The organism is Janthinobacterium sp. 61, assembly GCF_002846335.1.
In the GTDB taxonomy this organism is placed as follows: Bacteria; Pseudomonadota; Gammaproteobacteria; order Burkholderiales; family Burkholderiaceae_D; genus Janthinobacterium.
In genome coordinates this window covers 4439548-4460546 of sequence record NZ_PJMQ01000001.1, presented here as the reverse complement: position 1 = coordinate 4460546, position 20999 = coordinate 4439548, and the positions used below count along the sequence as shown (strand labels likewise).

General features: G+C 59.9%; 20 protein-coding genes. 10 read left to right on the top strand and 10 right to left on the bottom strand.

Annotated elements, in window-relative coordinates:
- Positions 1-85: 85 nt before the first annotated feature.
- Positions 86-1645, top strand: a complete 1560-nt coding sequence (locus CLU92_RS20190) for a methyl-accepting chemotaxis protein (RefSeq protein ID WP_101483347.1) — start codon at positions 86-88, stop codon at positions 1643-1645.
- Between the two features lie 53 nt (positions 1646-1698).
- Here the strand turns inward: CLU92_RS20190 and CLU92_RS20185 are convergent, their stop codons facing one another.
- The gene (locus tag CLU92_RS20185; RefSeq protein WP_034752642.1) at positions 1699-2679 is read right to left on the bottom strand and encodes a LysR family transcriptional regulator; all 981 of its coding nucleotides are present in this window, start codon (positions 2677-2679) and stop codon (positions 1699-1701) included.
- 192 nt (positions 2680-2871) lie between these two features.
- Between CLU92_RS20185 and CLU92_RS20180 the strand changes: the two genes are divergently transcribed.
- Complete coding sequence (locus CLU92_RS20180; protein WP_101483346.1) at positions 2872-3177, top strand: hypothetical protein; 306 nt, start codon at positions 2872-2874, stop codon at positions 3175-3177.
- 64 nt (positions 3178-3241) lie between these two features.
- Here the strand turns inward: CLU92_RS20180 and CLU92_RS20175 are convergent, their stop codons facing one another.
- The 5 genes from CLU92_RS20175 to CLU92_RS20155 all read right to left on the bottom strand — a co-directional run bounded on the left by CLU92_RS20175 (position 3242) and on the right by CLU92_RS20155 (position 6586).
- Positions 3242-3838: a chalcone isomerase family protein gene (locus CLU92_RS20175; RefSeq protein ID WP_101483345.1), complete on the bottom strand. Its 597-nt coding sequence runs from the start codon at positions 3836-3838 to the stop codon at positions 3242-3244.
- Between the two features lie 106 nt (positions 3839-3944).
- Positions 3945-4211 (bottom strand): YfhL family 4Fe-4S dicluster ferredoxin, encoded by a 267-nt coding sequence (locus tag CLU92_RS20170; protein ID WP_077398358.1) that lies wholly within the window; start codon positions 4209-4211, stop codon positions 3945-3947.
- A 14-nt stretch (positions 4212-4225) separates the two neighbouring features.
- Complete coding sequence (gene coaD, locus CLU92_RS20165) at positions 4226-4723, bottom strand: pantetheine-phosphate adenylyltransferase (RefSeq protein WP_034752633.1); 498 nt, start codon at positions 4721-4723, stop codon at positions 4226-4228.
- Positions 4724-4823: 100 nt separating this feature from the next.
- The gene (rsmD, locus tag CLU92_RS20160) at positions 4824-5483 is read right to left on the bottom strand and encodes a 16S rRNA (guanine(966)-N(2))-methyltransferase RsmD (RefSeq protein WP_180338548.1); all 660 of its coding nucleotides are present in this window, start codon (positions 5481-5483) and stop codon (positions 4824-4826) included.
- A 197-nt stretch (positions 5484-5680) separates the two neighbouring features.
- Entirely contained in the window at positions 5681-6586 is a 906-nt protein-coding gene (locus tag CLU92_RS20155) for a DUF6279 family lipoprotein (protein WP_180338547.1), read from the bottom strand.
- A 27-nt stretch (positions 6587-6613) separates the two neighbouring features.
- On the opposite strand from CLU92_RS20155, the gene glmU reads away from it, so the two are divergent.
- Entirely contained in the window at positions 6614-7990 is a 1377-nt protein-coding gene (glmU, locus tag CLU92_RS20150) for a bifunctional UDP-N-acetylglucosamine diphosphorylase/glucosamine-1-phosphate N-acetyltransferase GlmU (RefSeq protein WP_101483343.1), read from the top strand.
- Positions 7991-8500: 510 nt separating this feature from the next.
- Here the strand turns inward: glmU and CLU92_RS27855 are convergent.
- Together CLU92_RS27855 and CLU92_RS20135 are read right to left on the bottom strand one after the other, a co-directional pair.
- Positions 8501-8806 carry an ATP-binding protein gene (locus tag CLU92_RS27855; RefSeq protein ID WP_180338546.1) on the bottom strand — a complete coding sequence of 102 codons (306 nt, stop codon included), beginning with the start codon at positions 8804-8806 and terminating at the stop codon, positions 8501-8503.
- A gap of 371 nt (positions 8807-9177) precedes the next feature.
- On the bottom strand, positions 9178-9651 hold the full coding sequence (locus CLU92_RS20135; protein WP_101483341.1) for an Lrp/AsnC family transcriptional regulator: 474 nt from the start codon (positions 9649-9651) through the stop codon (positions 9178-9180).
- A 161-nt stretch (positions 9652-9812) separates the two neighbouring features.
- On the opposite strand from CLU92_RS20135, the gene glmS reads away from it, so the two are divergent.
- Together glmS and CLU92_RS20125 are read left to right on the top strand one after the other, a co-directional pair.
- Complete coding sequence (gene glmS, locus CLU92_RS20130; protein ID WP_101483340.1) at positions 9813-11642, top strand: glutamine--fructose-6-phosphate transaminase (isomerizing); 1830 nt, start codon at positions 9813-9815, stop codon at positions 11640-11642.
- Between the two features lie 175 nt (positions 11643-11817).
- Complete coding sequence (locus CLU92_RS20125) at positions 11818-12978, top strand: serine hydrolase (RefSeq protein WP_218973470.1); 1161 nt, start codon at positions 11818-11820, stop codon at positions 12976-12978.
- A gap of 30 nt (positions 12979-13008) precedes the next feature.
- On the opposite strand, the gene CLU92_RS20120 is transcribed toward CLU92_RS20125, so the two are convergent.
- Positions 13009-13941 carry a LysR family transcriptional regulator gene (locus CLU92_RS20120; RefSeq protein WP_101483339.1) on the bottom strand — a complete coding sequence of 311 codons (933 nt, stop codon included), beginning with the start codon at positions 13939-13941 and terminating at the stop codon, positions 13009-13011.
- A 128-nt stretch (positions 13942-14069) separates the two neighbouring features.
- Here CLU92_RS20120 and msuE point away from each other — a divergent pair, with 128 nt between their 5' ends.
- The 5 genes from msuE (at position 14070) to CLU92_RS20095 (ending at position 20469) form a co-directional block, all read left to right on the top strand.
- Positions 14070-14651 (top strand): FMN reductase, encoded by a 582-nt coding sequence (gene msuE, locus CLU92_RS20115; RefSeq protein WP_101483338.1) that lies wholly within the window; start codon positions 14070-14072, stop codon positions 14649-14651.
- A 70-nt stretch (positions 14652-14721) separates the two neighbouring features.
- Positions 14722-15702, top strand: a complete 981-nt coding sequence (locus tag CLU92_RS20110) for a DUF1852 domain-containing protein (RefSeq protein ID WP_101484795.1) — start codon at positions 14722-14724, stop codon at positions 15700-15702.
- A gap of 22 nt (positions 15703-15724) precedes the next feature.
- Positions 15725-16753, top strand: coding sequence for a methionine synthase (locus CLU92_RS20105; RefSeq protein ID WP_101483337.1), 1029 nt, complete (start codon positions 15725-15727; stop codon positions 16751-16753).
- Between the two features lie 318 nt (positions 16754-17071).
- Positions 17072-17797: a peptidase gene (locus CLU92_RS20100; RefSeq protein ID WP_101483336.1), complete on the top strand. Its 726-nt coding sequence runs from the start codon at positions 17072-17074 to the stop codon at positions 17795-17797.
- A 206-nt stretch (positions 17798-18003) separates the two neighbouring features.
- Positions 18004-20469 (top strand): DUF3772 domain-containing protein, encoded by a 2466-nt coding sequence (locus CLU92_RS20095; RefSeq protein WP_257561133.1) that lies wholly within the window; start codon positions 18004-18006, stop codon positions 20467-20469.
- Here the strand turns inward: CLU92_RS20095 and CLU92_RS20090 are convergent.
- Complete coding sequence (locus CLU92_RS20090) at positions 20466-20954, bottom strand: DUF2938 domain-containing protein (protein WP_101483335.1); 489 nt, start codon at positions 20952-20954, stop codon at positions 20466-20468. The two genes, CLU92_RS20095 and CLU92_RS20090, sit on opposite strands and share 4 nt — an antisense overlap.
- Positions 20955-20999: the final 45 nt, after the last annotated feature.

Genomic DNA, 20999 nt, shown 5'->3' with positions numbered 1-20999 from the left:
GTGCAAGGTGGGCAATCGTGCCCACCCGCATACGGTTACAGCACGTCCCCGCGGGGACGTGACGGGTTCGCGCAGCGGGGGACAAATGAAGCAGTTGCAGCATCAGCTGGTGCGTTTCTTTGTATTCACGATCCTGGCCATGGCCGTTGCCTGTTGCCTGGCCTATCTGCTGCTGCTATCGGGCGGCGATCATCCTTATCTGATTGCCTGCGTGGCGGCCGCCATTGGCGCCGCGCTGCTGGCGTTCGCCAGCCGTCGGCGCGCCGAGCCGGGCTTGCACCAGTTCGCCGATACGGTGGGCAACGCCATCGATGCCATCATGATAGGCGCGGCGGAAACCTCGTATTTTGTCGATTCCGTCAAACAGAAGGTGGAACTCGATGTGCGCACGGCAAGCGACATCGCCGACAGTTCCGCACAAAATGCCATGATGACTGAAAAGATTGCCGCCAACGCGGAACGGGCCGCCAAGGTAGCCGCTGGCGTGCGCGTGGAAAGCGTGGCGGCACGGGCCGAAGTGGATCAGGGCTTGCGCCGCATCAATAACGCACGCGAAGAAGCGCAAGGCGCCTCCAGCACAATGCTGAGCTTGCAGGAAAAATCCAAACGCATCACAGGTTTTACGGAAGCCATTTCCGATATTTCCGCGCGCACCAACTTGCTGGCGCTGAACGCCGCCATCGAGGCCGCGCGCGCCGGTGAACATGGACGCGGTTTTGCCGTGGTGGCCGGTGAAGTGCGGCAACTGGCGCAGCGCACCAAGGAAGCCTCCGATGAAATCAGCGTGATGGTGCGCGAAATCAATGAACAGTCAGAAAAAGCGGCACGTGGCATGAGTTCACTGGCGGCGGGCGTGACGGAAGCGGCGCGCAATGTGGAAAGCGTGCATGCCTCGCTCAGCCACATCGAAGAATCGTCGGGCGTATCGGAAGACGCTATCGGGCAAATTGCCCGCGCCTCGCGCGAACATGTCGACACCACGCAGCTGATCGCCGACGCCATCCTGCAAATCCGCGACAGCATGCTGTCGACGAATGCCGAATTGCCACGCGCCACGCAGTCGGCCATGGCCCTGGCCGAGCGCGCTGAAGTAATCGCCAGCGCCCTCGGTGAATCGAGCGTGGCCACGCCGCACGACGAGATCCGCGAGGCGGCTCAGCGCGCCGCGCGGGATGTGGGCAAACTGTTCGAGCAAGCCATCGCTTCGGGGCGCATTACGCGCGAAGCCCTGTTCGACCGCCACTACCGCCCCATCCCGAACACCAATCCGCCCAAGCACAACACGAAGTTCGACGCGTTTACGGACAAGGTGCTGCCCGACCTGCAGGAAGGCCTGCTGGCCGCCCTGCCCCATCTGGCGTATGCGGGCGCCGTCGACAACAATGGATACTTTCCAACGCACAACAAGAAGTTTTCCCAGCCGCTGACGGGCGACTATGCCATCGATATGGTGAATAACCGCACCAAGCGCATCTTCAGCGACCGTACGGGGGCGCGCTGCGGCAGCAATACCAAGCCCTTCCTGTTGCAGACCTATAAACGCGACACGGGCGAAGTCATGCACGATTTATCCGTGCCGATTCACGTCGATGGCAAGCACTGGGGCGGGTTCAGAATTGGTTATCGCTCCAGCAGCCACGCATGAAAAAAAACGCCTGATGATTCATCAGGCGTTTTTTTCTGGTGCTGGCAGATAATTTATTCAATATGCGGTTTGGGCGCTACGCCGCCGCCTGCCGCCGTGGCCGTGCGCAAAGTGGGCGTGTTCATGCTTTCCAGATGATTACGCAGCCATTTGTGGGCAGGGCTGCGCGCGTCGCGTTCGTGCCACAGCATGTCCAGGTGGACCGCCGGCAGGGTCAATGGCAAATCCTTGTACAGCAGGGACTCCGTCATGCCCGTCGAGGCGATCAGGTGGCGCGGCAAGACGGTGATCAGGTCGGAATTGGCCACTACCCGTCCGGCCGTGAAGAACTGGTTGACCGTCAGCAAGATGCGTCGTTCGCGGTGGATCTGTGACAGCGCTTCGTCGATCAAGCCATGCGCGCGGCCGGAAAAGCTCACCAATAAATGGTTTGCCGCGCAATAGTTATCCAAGGTCAATTCCTTGTCGGCCAGCGGGTGACCGCGCCGCATCACGCATACATACTTGCCGGAATACAGGCGCTCGTGGCGGATGGGCGAACCCGTTTCGCTCGACAATTGCGCCGCCACGCCGGGAAAGAAGCCCACGGCCAGGTCGATATCGCCGCGTAGCAACATGGGCCGCGGTTCACGCGTGGTCAGCGGCATCATGCGCACGTTGACGCCCGGTGCTTCCCGTTCGATCGAACGCATCAGCGAGGGCAGCCAGAAGGCGGCCGTCGCATCGGCCATGGCCATGCGGAAGGTGGCATGCGTCTTCGACACGTCGAAGGTTTCCGGCGTGACGGCCGCTTCCAGGCTGGCCAGGGCCGAGCGCACGGACGGCCACAGCGCTTCGGCACGGGGCGTGGGTTTCACGCCATAGGCCGTGCGGATCAGCAATTCGTCACCCAGGCTCTCGCGCAGGCGTTTGATGGCGTTCGATACCGCCGGCTGCGTCATCGCCAGGTGGCCGGCTGCGCGCGTCAGGTTTTGTTCCGTCATGACGGCGTCGAAAACACGCAGCAAGTTCAGATCCAGCGTCAGAAAACTCATGGAAAGCCCAAGATAAAAGTTGAATTGATTACTTAAGAGTGTAAACCGCGCCGGACGCGAATATTTTCACTCGTCAAAAAATATTACAGTTTTCCATTCACGATTCATATAATTGGTATCAAGAAATGGAATTAGATTTATATGTTGCACTGCACTATAGTACTGGCAAATTCTATAATGCACTGGAACAGTATGTCTACCTTCGCCTCCGCCCTATACGCAGTATCCGCACCCGTGCTGGAGATTTCCCTGCTGAACGCCCTGCAACTCGTGCTGGTGATCGTGGCCGTGGGCGCCTTCGCCCTGCTGTTCAAGCCTTTGCTGGTGGGTATCGCCCGCGCCATGGTGCTGGTGGTGCGTCCCAAGCTGAGCCGCGAAGAGCGCCTGGCGCGCCAGCAGATGCGCGAAGCGCAAGCTTTGAAACGCACCTTGGGCAAGATGGATGGCGTGTCGCCCAGCAATGCCGCCGAATTGCGCGCCCTGTCGACGCGCGCCTGAGTGATAAACGGTTGCAGCATGACAAGCCGGCGTGAGCCGGCTTTTTTTACGCCCGCGTTTTTGTTCAGGCCACGTCGCCCAGCAAATGGGCGCGCAACAAGGTGTCGGCCGGATGGGCGCCGATCCAGATCTTCAGCAGCGCATTGTAAAAGGCCAGTTCCGGTACCGTGTCGCCCACCTGCTTGCCATTCAGCTTGCACAGGGTTCCCTCTTCCGGCAGCCAGTCCACCGTCAGGATGTCACCCTTTTTCAGGCCGGGCACCATGGCGAACATGGCGCCGAACTGCATCGTCTGGCTCAGCAGGCGCGTGCGGTCGGCCTGGTCGGAACTGCGCTTCAAGCCTTGCATGAAGGCTAGACCCAGCTCGTCGGAAGTGATGTCGCGCAACATGACGATTTCGAGACGGCGCGGCCCGGGCAGCGCCAGGATGTCGGCCAGCTGAGTTTTCTTTTCCGGCAGGTACAGCGCAATCGTGTAGACCTTGAAGATGACCTTGTAGCGCACGCCTGCGCCGTTGAGTTTCAATTCGCGGCTGGCCAGTTGCACCGTGTCGTCCAGCTTGACGCCGCCTACCTCAATGGCCAGCGCCGCTTGCGCCAGGCCGGCGCACAGGCAGGCACAAGCCAGGGTGCGGCCCAAACGGGATGTGCTTATTTGCATCTTCTACCTCCGTGGAAACCATGGGCTGTGGATAAGTCAGCACACAGTGTAGAACAGTTGGCAAAAGAGGGCCGCGCGGGGCGGCGGTGAGGAGGACGAAGAGCGCTTAGGCCTTGGCCGCAGGCAGTTCCGCCTGCAGGCGTTCGTACTTGGCCATCAATTGCTCCGGGCTTTCGCGCCAGGCGGGATTGAAGGGGATGCAGCTGACGGGGCACACTTGCTGGCATTGCGGCTCGTCAAAATGCCCCACGCATTCGGTGCACTTGTTGGGATCGATTTCGTAGATTTCTGCACCCATGTAGATCGCGTCATTCGGGCACTCGGGCTCGCAAATGTCGCAATTGATGCATTCGTCTGTGATCAGTAATGCCATGATTTCACTCTAACTTATTGCGATGATGCAGCGTTGGCGGCAATCTTGTTTTGCAGCCAGCGGTTCACCGAGGGGAAGACAAACTTGGAGACATCGCCGCCCAGCGCCGCGATTTCGCGCACGATGGTGCCCGAAATGAACTGGTACTGGTCGGACGGTGTCAGGAACATGGTTTCGACATCGGGCAGCAGGTAGCGGTTCATGCCGGCCATCTGGAATTCGTATTCGAAGTCGGAGACGGCACGCAAGCCGCGCACGATGACCCTAGCTTCATGCTTGCGCACGAAATCTTTGAGCAGGCCGGAAAAGCTTTCCACTTGCACATTCGGATAGTGGCCGAGTACTTCGTTGGCGATTTCCAGGCGTTCGTCGAGCGAGAAAAACGGTTGCTTGTTCTTGCTGTCGGCCACACCGACGATCAGCTTGTCAAACAGACCCGATGCACGGCGCACCAGATCTTCATGACCGCGTGTGAGTGGATCGAATGTTCCTGGATAAACGGCTACAACCATTGCGGCTCCCTAACGATGCACCAATATAGACGGGCATTATGCCTGAAATTGGTGCTGCGCCTCGGGCCAGGGAGCCTTTTTGCCTCATTTATAGGCAGATTCAGGCAGTTGCCGTCACTTTGTTGTAAGTTAGCAAATGATAATAAACGGTACCCGCTTTGTCGGCACGGATGACTTCCCACGGCGCCATCCACTGGGGTTTTTCCAATTCGCTGCTGTCGTCGAAGACCAGCGGCAAGCCCGATTCCGCGTAAATCATGCCGCCTTCCTTGAGCAAGTTGGCGCACAAGGGCAATATCTTGGCCAGAAAATCCTGCTGGTAGGGCGGGTCGAGGAAGATCAGGTCGAAACGCTGGCCGCGCGATGCCAGGCCTTGCGCCGTCAGCAGGGCGTCGCCGCGCAGCAGCTGCACGTTGTCGGCGCGCAACTTCGTCTTGTTCTCTTCCAGCTGGCGGATCACGGGTGTATGCGTGTCGACCATGGTGACGGCGGCGGCGCCGCGGCTGGCCGCTTCAAAGCCCAGTGCGCCGCTGCCCGCGAACAGATCCAGCACCTGGGCGTTGGCCCAGTCGCCATCGCGCAAGTGGTTGATCCAGTTGAACACGGTTTCGCGCACGCGGTCTGGCGTCGGACGCAAGCCCAGTGCCTGCAAAACAGGCAGCACGGAGCGCTTCCACTGGCCGCCGATGATGCGTACCTGGTTCGGTGGCGGAGCGTGGTGGACGGGGACTTTGGCGGGTTTTTTAATTTTCTTTTGCATGGGCATTTAGAACACCTAACAAAACCTACTGTGCGTCGCGATTTGCGGCCTGCGATGCTCACTGTGCATTCGCACAGCTGCGCTTCTTAGCCACAACTCACTGCCGCTCGCTACGGTTTTGCTAGGCGTTCCATTTCTTCAATTCGATGGCGGCCACTATAGCATATGGCCCCATCCCCCCTGCTGGCGCTGCCGGTCTATTTGGGCTGTGTGGCCAGGGAATTGAAATCGTCGATCCAGCCCTGCATGCGCTTGACGGCGTGGGCCTTTTGCGTTGGCGTGGCGATCTTGATCACCGTCAAGACCATTTGCGCAGTGCTCGCTTCGTAGCTGTCAAAAAATGCTTTGCGCTCCGAGTGTTCCAGGCGCTCGAAACTGTCTTTGATCAGGCTTGCGATCAAGGCCGCAGCCGCTTCCTTGCCGAGTTTTTCCTGGTGGACTTTCTTGACCAGGTTCAATACGTTCTGCTGGCGCCGCATGCGTTCGTCGAGCCAAATGTCATTGTTCAGCGGACGCGCGTCGGACGCTTTACGTATGATGGCCTCCTGCTCGCTGCTGAAGCTGCCGAACCACAGTTCGAATTGCTCCATGGCTTTCTTGTAGCGCAATTTCTGGCGCTTCTCCTGGTCGCCGCTCAGGTATTTCTTGCGGTAATCCTCATTGTTCGACTTGAACTTCTTTTCCATCTGCGCAATTTGCTCGGGCTTGAGCGAACGCGCCAGGTCGGCCAGCTCGGGCGCCGCCTTCAGCAGCAGCGCCTGGGTGCGCTGCTTGATCTCGCTGTAGTCGCTCATCAGGTCCGCCTGCGTGATATTGCCTTGCAGCTGCTTCTGGCCCGTGCGCAGGATTTCCACATAGTCCTTCAATTGCGTCTTGCGGTGCCAGTCGAACAGCTTGTCGATATCATCGCGCACCCAGCCCTTCTGATCGCGGTCCAGGTCGACATACGCGTTCAGCCACCAGTACAACACGGTATCGCCATTGTTATAGGCCAGGCGCAAGCCGCTGCAGCCGGCCATGACGACGAGCATGATGGCCAGCACGGCATAAGTAAAACGGCCAAAGGGCGTGGAAGACGGGGCCTGCGTGTTAAACTTTTTCATATTCTTAACTTATAGAAATAACCGTCTATGAACGTTGTCATTCTCGCTGCCGGTATGGGCAAACGCATGCAGTCGGCACTGCCCAAGGTATTGCATCCTTTGGCTGGCAAGCCGCTGTTGTCGCACGTCATCGACACGGCGCGCGGCCTGGCGCCGTCTCGATTATGCGTGATTTACGGGCATGGGGGCGCAGCGGTGCTGAAGTTGCTTGATGGCTACAAGACGAACCATGGCCTGGCGATTGATGCTGCCGAGCAAACGCAGCAGCTGGGCACGGGGCATGCCGTGCAGCAAGCCGTGTCCTTGCTGGACGACAGCGTGCCCACCCTGATCCTGTACGGCGACGTGCCGCTGACCAGCGCCGCCTCCCTGCAGCAACTGGTGCAGGCGGCCGGTAACGACAAGTTGGCCATCCTGACCGTGGAACAGGACGATCCGTTTGGCCTGGGCCGCATCGTGCGCGACAACGGCGCCATCGTGCGCATCGTCGAGGAAAAGGATGCTTCCCCAAGCGAGCGCGCCATCCGCGAGATCAACAGCGGCATCATGGTCGCGCCCACCGTGGCCCTGAAGCAATGGCTGTCGGCCTTGTCGAATGACAATGCCCAAGGAGAATACTATCTGACCGATATCGTCGCCCAGGCCGTCGCCGATGGCGTGGCCGTCACCTCGGCACATCCGGCTGCCGTGTGGGAAGTGGCGGGCGTCAACAGCAAGGTGCAACTGGCCCAACTGGAACGCATCCACCAGAACAATATCGCGCAAGCGCTGCTGGAACGGGGCGTGACCTTGCTTGATCCGGCCCGCATCGACGTGCGTGGCGAACTCATTTGTGGCCGCGATGTCACCATCGACGTTGGCTGCGTGTTCGAAGGCAGAGTGGAACTTGGCGATGGCGTGCGCGTGGGCGCCAACAACGTCATCATCAATGCCACCGTGGCCGCTGATGCGCACATCAAGCCGTTTTGCCATATCGAGGACGCGGTCGTCGGCGGCGCTTCCATCATTGGCCCTTACGCGCGCCTGCGCCCGGGAACGGTCCTGGCGGAAGACGTGCATATCGGCAACTTCGTCGAAGTGAAGAACAGCCAGGTCGCCGCGCACAGCAAGGCCAACCATCTGGCCTACATCGGCGACGCCACCATCGGCTCGAAGGTCAACATCGGCGCCGGTACCATCACCTGCAACTACGATGGCGTGAACAAATTCCGCACGGTCATTGAAGACGACGCTTTTATCGGCAGCGACAGCCAGCTGATCGCGCCCGTCACCGTCGGCAAAGGCGCTACCCTGGGTGCCGGCACGACTTTGTCGAAAGATGCACCGGCCGGCAAGCTGACGGTCTCGCGCGCGCGCCAAGTAACCATCGACGGCTGGACGCGCCCCGTGAAAATCAAGAAGTAAGCGGTACCGTTCACTTTTGCACACAGGCAGGCCTCGCGGCCTGCCTTTTTTTGTGGATAACTATGTGGGTAAGCCGCTGCACAAGTAGCGAATAAGCCTGTGTGCAAGCCCGTGCATAAGCTGTTGGCAAGTTTCTCCCTGGCACCTGGCATGCGCCCCTCACTCCCTTTTCCTTCGATTTGTAGCTCGCTGCCAGCGCCGCAGCGGCGTTTACTCCTCTATTGTGGATAAGTCTGTGCGTAAGCCTGCGGACAAGCGCTGGATAGTCTGGGTACAAGTTGGGATAACTGCTTTTCATCGCCGCCTTTCCATATGCTGCCGTGGATAAACCTGTGGAAAAGCGCATGAATAGGCGGTGGATAGCGTGTGGGCAAGTGCTGCGGTCGATTAGAACAGGCCTGGCGACATATGCTCGGGCATTTCACTGCGGCCCGCCCGGTTCACGCCTGCCCCGGCGCTGGGATACACGGCGATGCGCTGTACCCAGTACAGGCCCAATCCTGCACCAGGCTAGTGCTGGGCGATCTGGCCGCGGCAGTATTTCTGGTGCAGGCGCGGGATTTCATCGGCAGGCAGGAGTTCGCCCGCATTGCTGACGACGATGTGTACGCGGCCGTCATCGAGCGTGGCGTCTTGCACGCGAATCGCCTGGGCCTGCGGCGCATGCCGATCAGCATTGCTGAGCAGCTTACGCAGGGCCACGCGCAGCAGGCTGGCCTCGGCTTGTGCCCTGCCCTTGGCGCAGCGCCGCCTGGACACCCAGCTCAGCCGTTTGTGCCGCAAGGCCGAGCTGGCCACCGGCATGACCTTGCCCATCAATACCGCCCGCAATGCCGGTTACCGGTTTCATGCCGACGCGCAAGTGCATTTCTGAACGTATCCTTGCCACCAGTTGGTGGCTGTGGATAAATCTGTCGATAAGTGGTGCGTAAGCCTGTTGGCAAGCTGTGTGAAAGCGGTGTAAAAGTCACCGTGGATATGCCTGGCTCTGAGGGCATGCGTGAGCGGCACTGCTTTGTAGGGCACGGTGTCATCCAGTCTGGACATTACTGGAGAAAAATCCCCCTGCCATCGCTCATGGAGCGTGGCCCAGCTTGTGCATAAGCCTGTGTAAAAGTGCCGTATAAGCGGTGTGCAAGACGCGTATAAGCATGTGGGCAAGCGGTGGATAATCAGCTGATGGCAAATCAGACAGCGATGCGCGTCTCGAATTTGCTGCGAAACGTGGAAAAATAGCTTTTCACATTGCGCACATTGGCGTGCGCGGCAAACAGGCGGTGCGCCAGCGCATGGTAGGCGGGCATGTCGGCCACCTGTACCATCAGCACGAAGTCGGGCCCGGGCGAGACGCGGTAGCACTGCAGCACGGCCGCTTCCATCGCCACCAGCTGCTCGAATTCCGCCATGCGTTCGGCCGCCTGCACATCGAGCGTGATTTCCACGATGGCCGTCAGGCGCGCCCCCACCAGCTGCGGCGCGACGATGGCCACTTGCCGCTCGATCACACCGCTTTCTATTAAATGTTTGACCCTCCGCAAACACGTGGGCGCCGAGACGTGCACCGATCGCGCCAGCTCACTGTTGGTTTGCGATGCATCCATTTGCAAGGCGTTCAGGATGCGACGATCAATGTCGTCGAGAGTAATATTGCTATGGATCATGATTTTTATGAATTGGAGAATATATTGAGTCTAAATGAAATAATATTTCACCGTAAAATAGTGGTGAAATATTTAGTCAAAAATATACAGATTTAGAAAGCATATTTCATTGACTCTGCATTAGCATGCTTGCATTGATTAAATTTTAGACAGAGGTTTCCATGTGCGGCATCGTCGGCGCGGTAGCGCAACGTAACATCACTCCCATCCTGGTCGAAGGCCTGAAGCGCCTGGAATACCGCGGCTACGATTCCTGCGGCATCGCCCTGCATGCGGATGGCCGTTTGCAGCGTTCGCGTTCCACCTCGCGCGTCGCCGAGCTGGAAAAGCAGATCGCCGAAGAAGGCTTGAGCGGTTTTACGGGCATCGCCCACACGCGCTGGGCCACGCATGGCGCCCCTGTTTCCTTCAATGCCCACCCGCACTTTTCCCCAACGGAAGAGAACGCCCGCGTGGCGCTGGTGCATAACGGTATCATTGAAAACCATGACGAACTGCGCGCCGAACTGACGGCCCTCGGTTACGTCTTCCAGAGCCAGACGGACACGGAAGTGATCGCCCACCTGGTCGAGCACATGTATAACGGCGACCTGTTCGAGACCGTGCAGCAGGCCGTGAAACGCCTCGATGGCGCGTATGCGATTGCCGTGTTCTGCCGCGACGAGCCGCACCGCGTGGTCGCCGCGCGCCAGGGTTCGCCCCTGATCGTCGGCCTGGGCAATGGTGAAAACTTTGTCGCCTCCGATGCCATGGCCCTGGCCGGCACGACCGACCAGATCATCTACCTGGAAGAAGGCGATGTGGTCGACCTGCAACTGTCGCGCTGCTGGATCGTCGATGTCGATGGCAAGCCTGTCGAACGCGAAGTGAAAACCGTGCATGCGCATACGGGCGCGGCCGAGCTGGGCCCATACCGCCACTACATGCAGAAGGAAATCTTCGAACAGCCGCGCGCCATCGGTGACACGCTCGAAGGCGTGACGGGCATCATGCCGGAATTGTTCGGCGACAACGCCTATGCCATCTTCAAGCAGATTGACCGCGTGCTGATCCTGGCCTGCGGCACCAGCTCGTATGCGGGCATGACGGCCAAGTACTGGATCGAAGCGATTGCCAAGGTGCCCGTCAGCGTGGAAGTGGCCAGCGAATACCGCTACCGCGACAGCGTGCCGCACCCGAACACCCTGGTCGTCACCATTTCGCAAAGTGGCGAAACGGCCGACACCCTGGCCGCCCTGAAGCATGCGCGCAGCCTGGGCATGCAGCACACCCTGACCATCTGCAACGTGGCCACCAGCGCCATGGTGCGCGAATGCGCGCTGGCCTACATCACGCGCGCCGGCGTGGAAGTGGGCGTGGCGTCCACCAAGGCGTTCACGACGCAGCTGGCCGGCCTGTTCCTGCTGACCCTGTGCCTGGCGCAAGTCAATGGCCGCTTGAGCGAAGAACAGGAAGCGGCGCACCTGAAAGCCATGCGTCACCTGCCCGTCGCCATCGCGTCCGTGCTGGCGCTGGAACCGCAGATTATCGCCTGGTCCGAAGAATTCGCGCGCAAGGAAAACGCCCTCTTCCTGGGGCGCGGCATGCACTACCCGATCGCCCTGGAAGGTGCCTTGAAACTCAAGGAAATTTCCTACATTCACGCCGAAGCGTATCCGGCCGGCGAGCTGAAACACGGCCCGCTGGCCCTGGTGACGAATGAAATGCCGGTCGTCACCATCGCGCCGAACGACGCGCTGATCGAAAAGTTGAAATCGAACATGCAGGAAGTGCGCGCCCGCGGCGGCCAGCTCTACGTCTTCGCCGACGTCGATTCGCGCATCAGCTCCGGCGAAGGCCTGCACGTCATCCGCCTGCCCGAGCACTACGGCGATTTGTCGCCTATCCTGCACGTGGTCGCGCTGCAATTGCTGGCGTATCACACGGCGCTGGCGCGGGGCACGGATGTGGACAAGCCACGCAATCTGGCGAAGTCGGTGACGGTGGAATAAGCAGGCGGGGGGCCGCTCCGGGCCACCAAGAATACAAAGAAAACGCCACTTCCGGGTGGCGTTTTCTTTTATCCAGCACCGCCGTTCACTATCTGGAAAAGCCATACGAGTGACTTTTTTTGTCACCGCCGAACCCATTGTGCGAGAATGCCCCCTCCCCCCCTGGATGGTGCGCATGATGAGCAAATTCGCCGCAATCATAACTGGAATGACACTGGTGCTGGCAGCTTGCAAGCCCGCTGCCACAGCACCTGTGCATGACATTCCTGCGGCAATGCGCCAGACCGCGACCGCGCTGCTGCAGTCAAAGTTTCTACACGCGACCTCGATTGCTGTCGTGTATCGCGGCAAGGAATTCATTCTGCATCAAGGCGAGCTGGAGACGGGCAAAGCCAATCCGCCGAACGATACAACGCTGTATGAAATCGGCTCAGTCAGCAAAACTTTTGCTGGCCTGCTACTGGCGAACGCTGTGCTTGATGGGAAGGCGGCGCTCGACGATCCCATACAAAAGTACCTGGCGGCCGCCTACCCGAACTTGCAGTCGCAGGGCCAGCCGGTTCGCTTGCGCCATTTGATCACACACACCAGCAATATGCCGGGCATGCTGCCATTGCGGGTGAACACCATATTGAAGGATTTCACTGCACACGCCACGCCGGCAAAGCTCAATGCAGCCTACGCCAACTACGGACAACAGCAATTCTGGCAGGACTTGCACAGAGTCAGCATCAAAGGTCCGCTAGGCAAGGACTATGCATATTCAAGCGCCGGTACCGAACTCATTGCGCACACTCTCGAAAAAATCTACGGAATGCCCTATGAAGTCCTGCTCGCGCAATTCCTTGCGCGCGAAGCCGGCATGCAGGATACCAAGCTGAGAATCACGGCCATGGATACCGGCCGGCTAGCGCCCGGCTACCACAGCGACAATCCCGTCGTTACAACGCCGATGCCACAACTGCCCTGGGGGGCAGCCGGCAACCTGAAGTCGACTATGCCGGATATGGCGAAGTACCTGCGCCTGCAATTGGGCGCCCATCCTGCGGTCGTCGAATCGCACAAGCCTTTGGCGCGCTTTCAGGATAACTTCAGCATTGGCTATTTCTGGAACATCGGTAGCAATCGCCAGTTGGGCACGCATTATGTACACCATGGCGGCGTGCCACGTGCGCAAAGCTACGCCTACGTCGTTCCCAAATATCAGCTTGGGGTCTTCATCATCACCAACCAGAGCGGCGACGCTACCGCCGGCGCCATGGAAAGCGCGCTGGCGCATATTTTCGACGCAGTGGAATCCATGGAAAGCGCGCAGCAGGCTGGCCCCGGGGTATAGGCGTGCGTGATGTTGCTGGCGGGCCTGGGCTTAGCGGGATGCATCAAGGGTTTTAGCATCGCTTCCTTGCGCCATGACGATGGCAGGCTGGCGGGCCAGTTCGATGAAGGCACGCGCGTAGTCGATGGCGGTGTCCGTCTCGCGTGCCCCCAGGAAGATTTGCTTGGCGATGCCGCGCACACCCAGCCGCACAGGCACGACGTCCATTTTGGCCGCGTATTCCTCGACCAGCCAGCGCGGCAGGGCGGCCACACCGCGTCCGCTGGCCACCATCTGCAGCATGATGTCGGTGGTTTCGATGGCTTTGTGGCGCTTGGGCGTGACACCGGCCGGTAACAGGAACTGGTTATAGATGTCCAGGCGCTCGATGTCCACGGGGTAGCTGATGAGCACCTCCTGGGTCAGTTGCTGGGGCTGCACATAGGCCGCGGTAGCCAGGGCATGGCCCTTGGCCACGACGAGCACCTGCTCGTAGTCGAACACGGGTTCGAATGTCAGCCCCGGTTTGTACAGCGGGTCGGGCGTGACCAGCAGGTCGATCTCGTAGCCGAAGAGCGCGCCGATCCCGCCAAACTGGAACTTTTGCTTGACGTCCACATCCACGTCGGGCCATGCGGCCAGATAGGGGGAAACCACTTTGAGCAGCCACTGGTAGCAAGGGTGGCATTCCATGCCGATGCGCAGCGCACCGCGCTCGCCCTGCGCGAATTGACCCAGGCGCTCTTCGGCCAGGTCCAGTTGCGGCAGTACCCGGTTCGCCACCGCCAGCAGATACTGGCCGGCCTGCGTCAGGCGCAGGTTGCGCCCTTCGCGCAGCCAGACGTCGGTGCCCAGTTGCTGCTCCAGCTTCTTCATGCTGTGGCTCAGGGCCGACTGGGTCAGGTGCAGCACGCCTGCGGCGGCCGTCAACGACCCTTGTTTTTCGACCTGCTGGACGATGCTGAGGTGGATGCGTTCAAGCATTGAAATGAGCCACATTCATGGATGTATGAAATAAGACCATTATACTTCATCGATTCCCGCCGCTATCATCGATGTCCTTGTTGTTGGCATTTTTCGGCCCCGGCGCATCCATCCCTATGAAAGCAAACATGACACGTCCCCTGCGTTTAGTCGCCGTCTCCGGCGGGCTGCAACGCCCTTCCAAGGCGGCAGCCCTGGCAGAGCACCTGATGGACCTGATCGCCGACGAAGTGCTGTGCGAACAACGTCTGGTCGAACTGGGCCAGCTCGCCCCCCAGCTCGCCGGCGCGACCTGGCGCTCCCACCTGCCCGATACGGTGGAGCGGGAACTTGCGGCGGTCGAGCAAGCCGACATCCTGGTGGTGGCAACACCGGTCTTTCGCGGTTCCTACACGGGACTGTTCAAGCACTTCTTCGACTTCATTCATCAGGATGCCTTGATCGACAAGCCCGTCTTGCTGGCGGCCACCGGCGGCAGCGAGCGCCATGCCCTGATGATCGACCACCAATTGCGGCCGCTGTTCAGCTTTTTCCAGGCACGCACCTTGCCGCTGGGCGTCTACGCGACCGACAAGGATTTCGCCGACTACCGTCTGCAGGACGCGGCCCTGATCCAGCGGGCCACACTGGCGGTCCAACGGGCATTGCCGTTGGTCGGCTTGACGCGCCATGCGCAATCTGCCGCCGCCGAAACGCTGGTCGCGGCCTGATACGCATCGCCACGCTCAGCAAGCAATCAACACATTCATCTTTTCGCAGCAATCAGGACACCAGATCACCATGAGCCAAGATTTTGCATTCAGCATCAAGAGCATTGTTTTCGATGAAAACTATCATCCATCGGACAATACGCGCCTGACGACCAACTTTGCCAATCTGGCCAGGGGAGAGCGTCGCCAGGAGAACTTGCGCAACACCCTGAAAATGATCGACAGCCGCTTCAACAACCTGGCGCATTGGGATAACCCGAAGGCAGACCGCTATTCCGTCGAACTTGAAATCATTTCCGTCGCGTTGAATATGGATGCCGCAGGCGGGAATATTCCACTGATCGAGATATTGAAGCCGAATATCCTGGATAAAAAAACCGGAGAGCGCATCGACGGCATCGCTGGGAATAACTTCTCCTCCTATGTGCGCGATTACGACTTCAGCGTGCTGCTGCCAGAGCACAACAATAATAAATCCACCTTTGGCACACCGGACAATTTCGGCGATTTCCATGGCAAGCTGTTCAAGCACTTTGTCAGATCAACTACTTACAAAGCGCACTTCAGCAAGGCGCCGGTCATCTGCATCAGCGCCTCGAGCAGCAAGACCTATCAGCGCACTGAAAACCAGCACCCCATCCTGGGCGTTGAGTATCAACAAAATGAGTTCTCCTCGACGGATGAATATTTCGAGAAAATGGGGATGCAGGTGCGCTATTTCATGCCGCCAAACAGTGCGGCACCTTTGGCATTTTATTTTATCGGCGACCTGCTGGGCGACTACAGCAATCTTGAGCTGATCGGCACCATCAGTACGATGGAAACGTTCCAAAAGATCTACCGGCCCGAGATTTATAACGCCAATTCTGCGGCGGGAAGACTTTATCAACCCAGCCTGAAGAACCAGGATTATTCATTGACGCAAATTGTCTATGACCGGGAAGAGCGCAGCCAGCTGGCAGTCAAGCAGGGCAAATATACGGAAGAGCACTTCATCAAACCATACAAAAACATTCTTGAACAATGGGCTGCGACCACGCTCTCCGCTTAATCAAAATACGAAACCAGTTATCATGAAAAAATTATTGCCTACATCCACTGCCGGCAGCTTGCCCAAACCTTCCTGGTTGGCGCAACCCGAAAAACTCTGGTCGCCCTGGAAATTACAGGACGAGGAATTAATCGAGGGCAAACAAGATGCTTTACGTTTGTCACTGCAGGAACAACAGCAGGCCGGCATCGATATTGTCAGTGATGGCGAGCAGACCCGTCAGCACTTTGTCACCACGTTCATTGAGCACCTCAGCGGCGTTGATTTTGACAAACGTGAGACCGTCAGAATTCGTGACCGCTATGATGCGAGCGTGCCGACCGTCGTTGGCGCCGTGAGCCGCCCGAAGCCGGTTTTTGTGGAAGACGCCAGGTTTTTGCGTCAGCAAACCAAGCAACCCATCAAATGGGCGCTGCCAGGTCCGATGACGATGATTGATACGCTGTATGACAGCCACTATAAGAGCCGCGAAAAACTGGCCTGGGAATTCGCCAAGATACTCAATCAGGAAGCCAGAGAATTGGAGGCTGCCGGCGTCGACATCATCCAGTTTGATGAACCCGCATTCAATGTGTTCTTTGATGAGGTGAATGATTGGGGGATTGCCACCCTGGAAAGGGCGATCGAAGGGCTCAAATGCGAAACGGCCGTGCATATTTGCTATGGCTACGGCATCAAAGCCAATACGGATTGGAAAAATACGCTGGGGTCCGAGTGGCGTCAATACGAAGAATCTTTTCCCAAGCTGCAGCAATCGAATATCGATATCATCTCGCTGGAATGCCACAACTCGCGTGTTCCCATTGACCTGATTGAACTCATTCGTGGCAAAAAAGTGATGGTAGGGGCCATTGACGTGGCAAGCAATACCATCGAAACGCCGGAGGAAGTCGCCAACACCCTCCGCAAAGCGCTGCGGTTTGTCGATGCCGACAAACTCTATCCGAGCACTAACTGTGGCATGGCGCCCCTGTCTCGTCGGGTAGCAAGAGGAAAATTGCATGCGCTCAGTGCAGGCGCAGAAATCATTCGAGGAGAACTCTCGACCTAGCCGGCTGCTGAGATACCGGACAGCTGAGTTTTCCCTTGTAGAAGGTGCTCTAAAAAGTCGCTTTATGCCGGTGTCTTGCCCAAGTGCCCCGGCATCACCGGCAAGCGCTCCGTTATCCAATCTTATGTTCATGAATAAACTGGAACCAGCATGCCGCCACCGCACTCTTCTATAATTCCTCACACGGTGCCGGCGCGAACGCTGGCCTGGAAGAAATGGCAAACCTTATTTTATTTACAAAATATCTTACAATGAGCTGATACCCGCCGGACCTGCTGCGGTTTGTAATTCCATTTCCTCACGCCATTTGCCATGCACATGACTGCCTGCGTCGCGCCTCTGCTTGTTGCCACACTGTATGCGCCGCTGGCGCTCGCAGAAACCAGTACCCAGGTTTATCTGGATAACGGCGAGCTCAACTATGTCGGCAGCATTTCGGCCGAGGCGAATCAGCGTGCGCTGGCACTGTTCGCCTCCGAGGAAACCAAGCCGCGCGTGCTGGCCATCCGCAGCAAGGGCGGCCCGACGCAGGCCGGCATGGCGCTGGGTACCTGGGTGCGGGCGCAGGCATTGACGGTCAAGGTGCTCGAGTATTGTTTTTCCTCGTGCGCCAACTACGTTTTTACCGCCGCGCCCCGCAAGATCGTCAGCAACTTTGCCGTGGTCGGTTATCACGGCGGCCTCAGTAGCGCCACGTTTGCCGTCGATGAGCAGCAGGAAGCCATGCTGGCGGCCTTGCCGGCAGCCGAGCGGCAAGCCATGCGTCAGCAGTTGCAGGTGGAGATACAAACATGGCTGGCTCCCCAGCGGGAGGCCGAACGCCAGTATTTTGCGCAGATAGGTGTCCAGCAGCGCATCACGACCATGGGCCAGACGCCCGAACTGGCACGCCGCTTCGATGCCGACAGCAAGGTGATCGGGTGGACCTTTTCCGCTGACGACTTTGCCAAGCTGGGCGTGAAGGACATCACCGTCATCAATCCGCCATGGCGGCCGCGTTTTATTGCTTCCGATAAGCAAGTGCATCAAATCGATCTGCCGTAGCGCCGATGCCATGCGCGCGCCTGGCCGTCATTATTGCCGCACGAAAATTTCCGCCATCTATCGCTTGAGTGCGCTAGGCTGTCGCTGTTTGCCGTACAGTTAAGCAACTCCCGTAACACCCATCGCCCCGCCGCTGCTCTTTGCCGCGGCGCCTGCTGGCGCGATGCTGTCTCGCTCACCCGTATTGACCTGGCCGATAGGACCGCATGATTTCATTCCGTACCCCCCATTTCTTTTCCGCGCGCCAGCCCTGGCGTGGCTGGCTATTGCCGCTGCTATTGACCCTGCTGCTGGCGTGCTCGCTATCGGCGCCGCCCGCCTGGGCGCAGCCCGTCGATGATGCCGCCACGGCCGACCAGCGCCTCGATGGCTTGCGCAAGCAGATCACCACGATCCAGAAGGCGCTCGATGGCGATGCCGATCTCGATGACGCGACTCTGTCGCAGATGCGCGCCGATGCGCTGGCGGCCAGCGCCGAAGCGGACAAGGTTGCCGATGCGCTCGCGCCCACGCTCGCCAGCGTGCAGGCGCGGCTGGCCGAGCTGGGCAAGCCGGCGGCGGGCACGAAAGAGGCCCCTGACGTGGCGGCGCAGCGCAGCCAGCTGGACCGCACCAGCAGCGCGCTCGATGCGCAGGTGAAGCTGGCGCGCTTGCTGGCCGTGGAAGCGACGCAGGCGTCCGAGCAGGTGTCGACGGCGCGCCGCGCGCAGCTGCAGGCGCGCCTGGGCGAGCGCACTGCGTCCATCCTGGCCGGTTCCTTCTGGAAACAGCTGCATGCGGAATTGCCGCAGAATTTGCAGCGCCTGCGGGCGCTGGAGCTGGAGTTGGCCAACGCGGCACGTGCCACGCCGTGGTCGGCCTGGGGTGGCTTGCTGGCCGGCATCGTGGCCGTGATCGGCGCCAGCGTCTGGGTTTCGCGCTATCTGCTGGTGATCACGGCCACGCGCGTGCCGCATGGCCGCTTGCGCCGCTCCTTGCATGCGCTGGCCGTGCTGGTGCTGGCGGCGGCGACGCCGGGCCTGGTGGCCGAATTGCTGGCCATGGGTTTGCGCTGGGATGGCGGCCTGTCTGAAAAAACCTCGACTTTCCTTGGCAGCTTGATCGGCATCATCTGTTTTGCCGGTTTTACGGCGGGCCTGGGCCACGCGCTGCTGTCGCCCTGGCGCGTGTCGTGGCGCTTGCTGCCCCTGCCCGACGCGCTGGCGCATCGCTTGCGCCATTTTCCATCGACGTTTGCCTTCATCGTGGTGCTGGTGTGGGCCACGGAACGCGTCACCATCGTCATTAATGCGGGCCTGTCGACGGCCGTGGCCGTCAATTGCATCGTCGCCCTGGTGATGAGCACGACCATCGCTTATGGCTTGATGCGCGCCGAGCGCTGCTGGCGCCTGTTGCGCGAGGCCGATCCCGCCACCCTGGTCACGCCGCTGTGGCTGCGCTGCGTCACGGTGCTGCTGTGGCTGGCGCTGGCGTCGAGCGTTATCAGTTTGCTGGTCGGCTATGTGGCGTTCGGCAGTTTTATCGCCAAGCAAATTGCCTGGGTCATCGTGGTGGTGGGCAGCACCTATCTGCTGACGGTGCTGGTCGACGATATCTGCATGCTGCTGGCCTCCACGCCGCCGCCGCCGGATGCCGCCCATCCCGTGCTGGCCACGCCCAAGGCGCGCGACCAGGCGGCCGTGCTGCTGTCGGGCATCGGCCGCGCCATCGTCGTGCTGCTGGCCCTGATGCTGCTGCTGGCGCCGTTCGGCGAAGGTCCGGGCGAGCTGTTCCAGCGCGTGGGCAAGCTGCAGGATGGCCTGGCCATCGGCGAGGTAGCGATCCGCCCTGCCGCGCTGATCCAGGCCCTGCTGGTGCTGGTGGTGGGCTTTGTGGCGCTGGGCCTGTTCAAGCGCTGGCTGCAAAACAGTTATTTGCCGACCACCAATCTCGACTCCGGCATGCAAGTGTCGTTCATTACCCTATTTGGCTATATCGGGGGCGTGCTGGCCGTGGCACTGGCCCTGTCGGCGGCCGGCATCGGACTGGAACGCATCGCGTGGGTGGCGTCGGCCTTGTCGGTAGGTATCGGTTTTGGCTTGCAGGCGGTGGTGCAGAACTTTGTGTCCGGCCTGATTTTATTGGCCGAGCGTCCTGTGAAAGTGGGCGACTGGGTCTCGCTGGGCGGTGTGGAAGGCGACATTCGCCGCATCAATGTACGCGCCACGGAAATTCAATTGGGCGACCGTTCCACGGTGATCGTACCGAACTCGGAATTCATCACCAAGACAGTGCGCAACGTCACCCTGGCCAATCCGCTGGGCCTGGTGCAGGTCAAGCTGCCGCTGCCGCTGGGCACGGATGCGCAAGCGGCGCGCACGCTGATCCTGTCCACCTTTGTCGACAATCCTGACGTGCTCGAGACGCCGGCGCCCAGCGTGCAGCTCGACGGTATCGACAATGGCTTTTTGCTGTTCAACGCTACCGGCTATGCCTCGTCGCCGCGCCTGACGTCGGGCATCCGCAGCGCCCTGCTGTTCGAGCTGCTCAAGCGCTTGGACGAGGCGCATATCGCGATTGCCAAGCCCAGCACGATGGTGCTGAGCACCGTGCCGGCGCAGCCAGAGACGCCGGCCATCTCGGCGGCTGTACCCGCACCGGCGCCCGCCCCCGTGCCGCCGCTGACGTCTTAACGCACCGTCGACCACAGCAACGCCGCCAGGTACAGGCCGATGCCGAACGCCGTGTGGGCCATCAGGCTGCGCAGGCGGGCGGCCGTCGGATGCGGCGTCTTGCTGGCGGCCAGGCCGGCGCCCATGCCCGGCTGCAAGATACAGAACGGCGCGGCCACGCTCACGAGGCCAGCCAGCAAGGCCGGCGCGAACGTTGGCCCTTGCACCCACTCCTGCCCCACCAGCGCCAGCAGCACGGCCGCAAACAGCACGCCGATCACGTAATGGGCGGTCCAGCCCAGGATGGCTTCATCGCGTACAGGCGCCGCCTGGGCGATATTGACGTGGCTCACGGTGCCGCGTGGCAGGTGGCCCAGCCAGCGTCCAACCATCGCAAAGTTCAGCGAGGGTATGCACCAGAAGCGTTTCAAGGCCACCGCCCACACATCCATCACCGCCGTCGCGCCCACGCCGATCGCCAGGGCATCGAGCCAGAGTATTTGCATCGTTGTCACCTTATAACATTCAATTGATTGCTTGAATGTTATAAG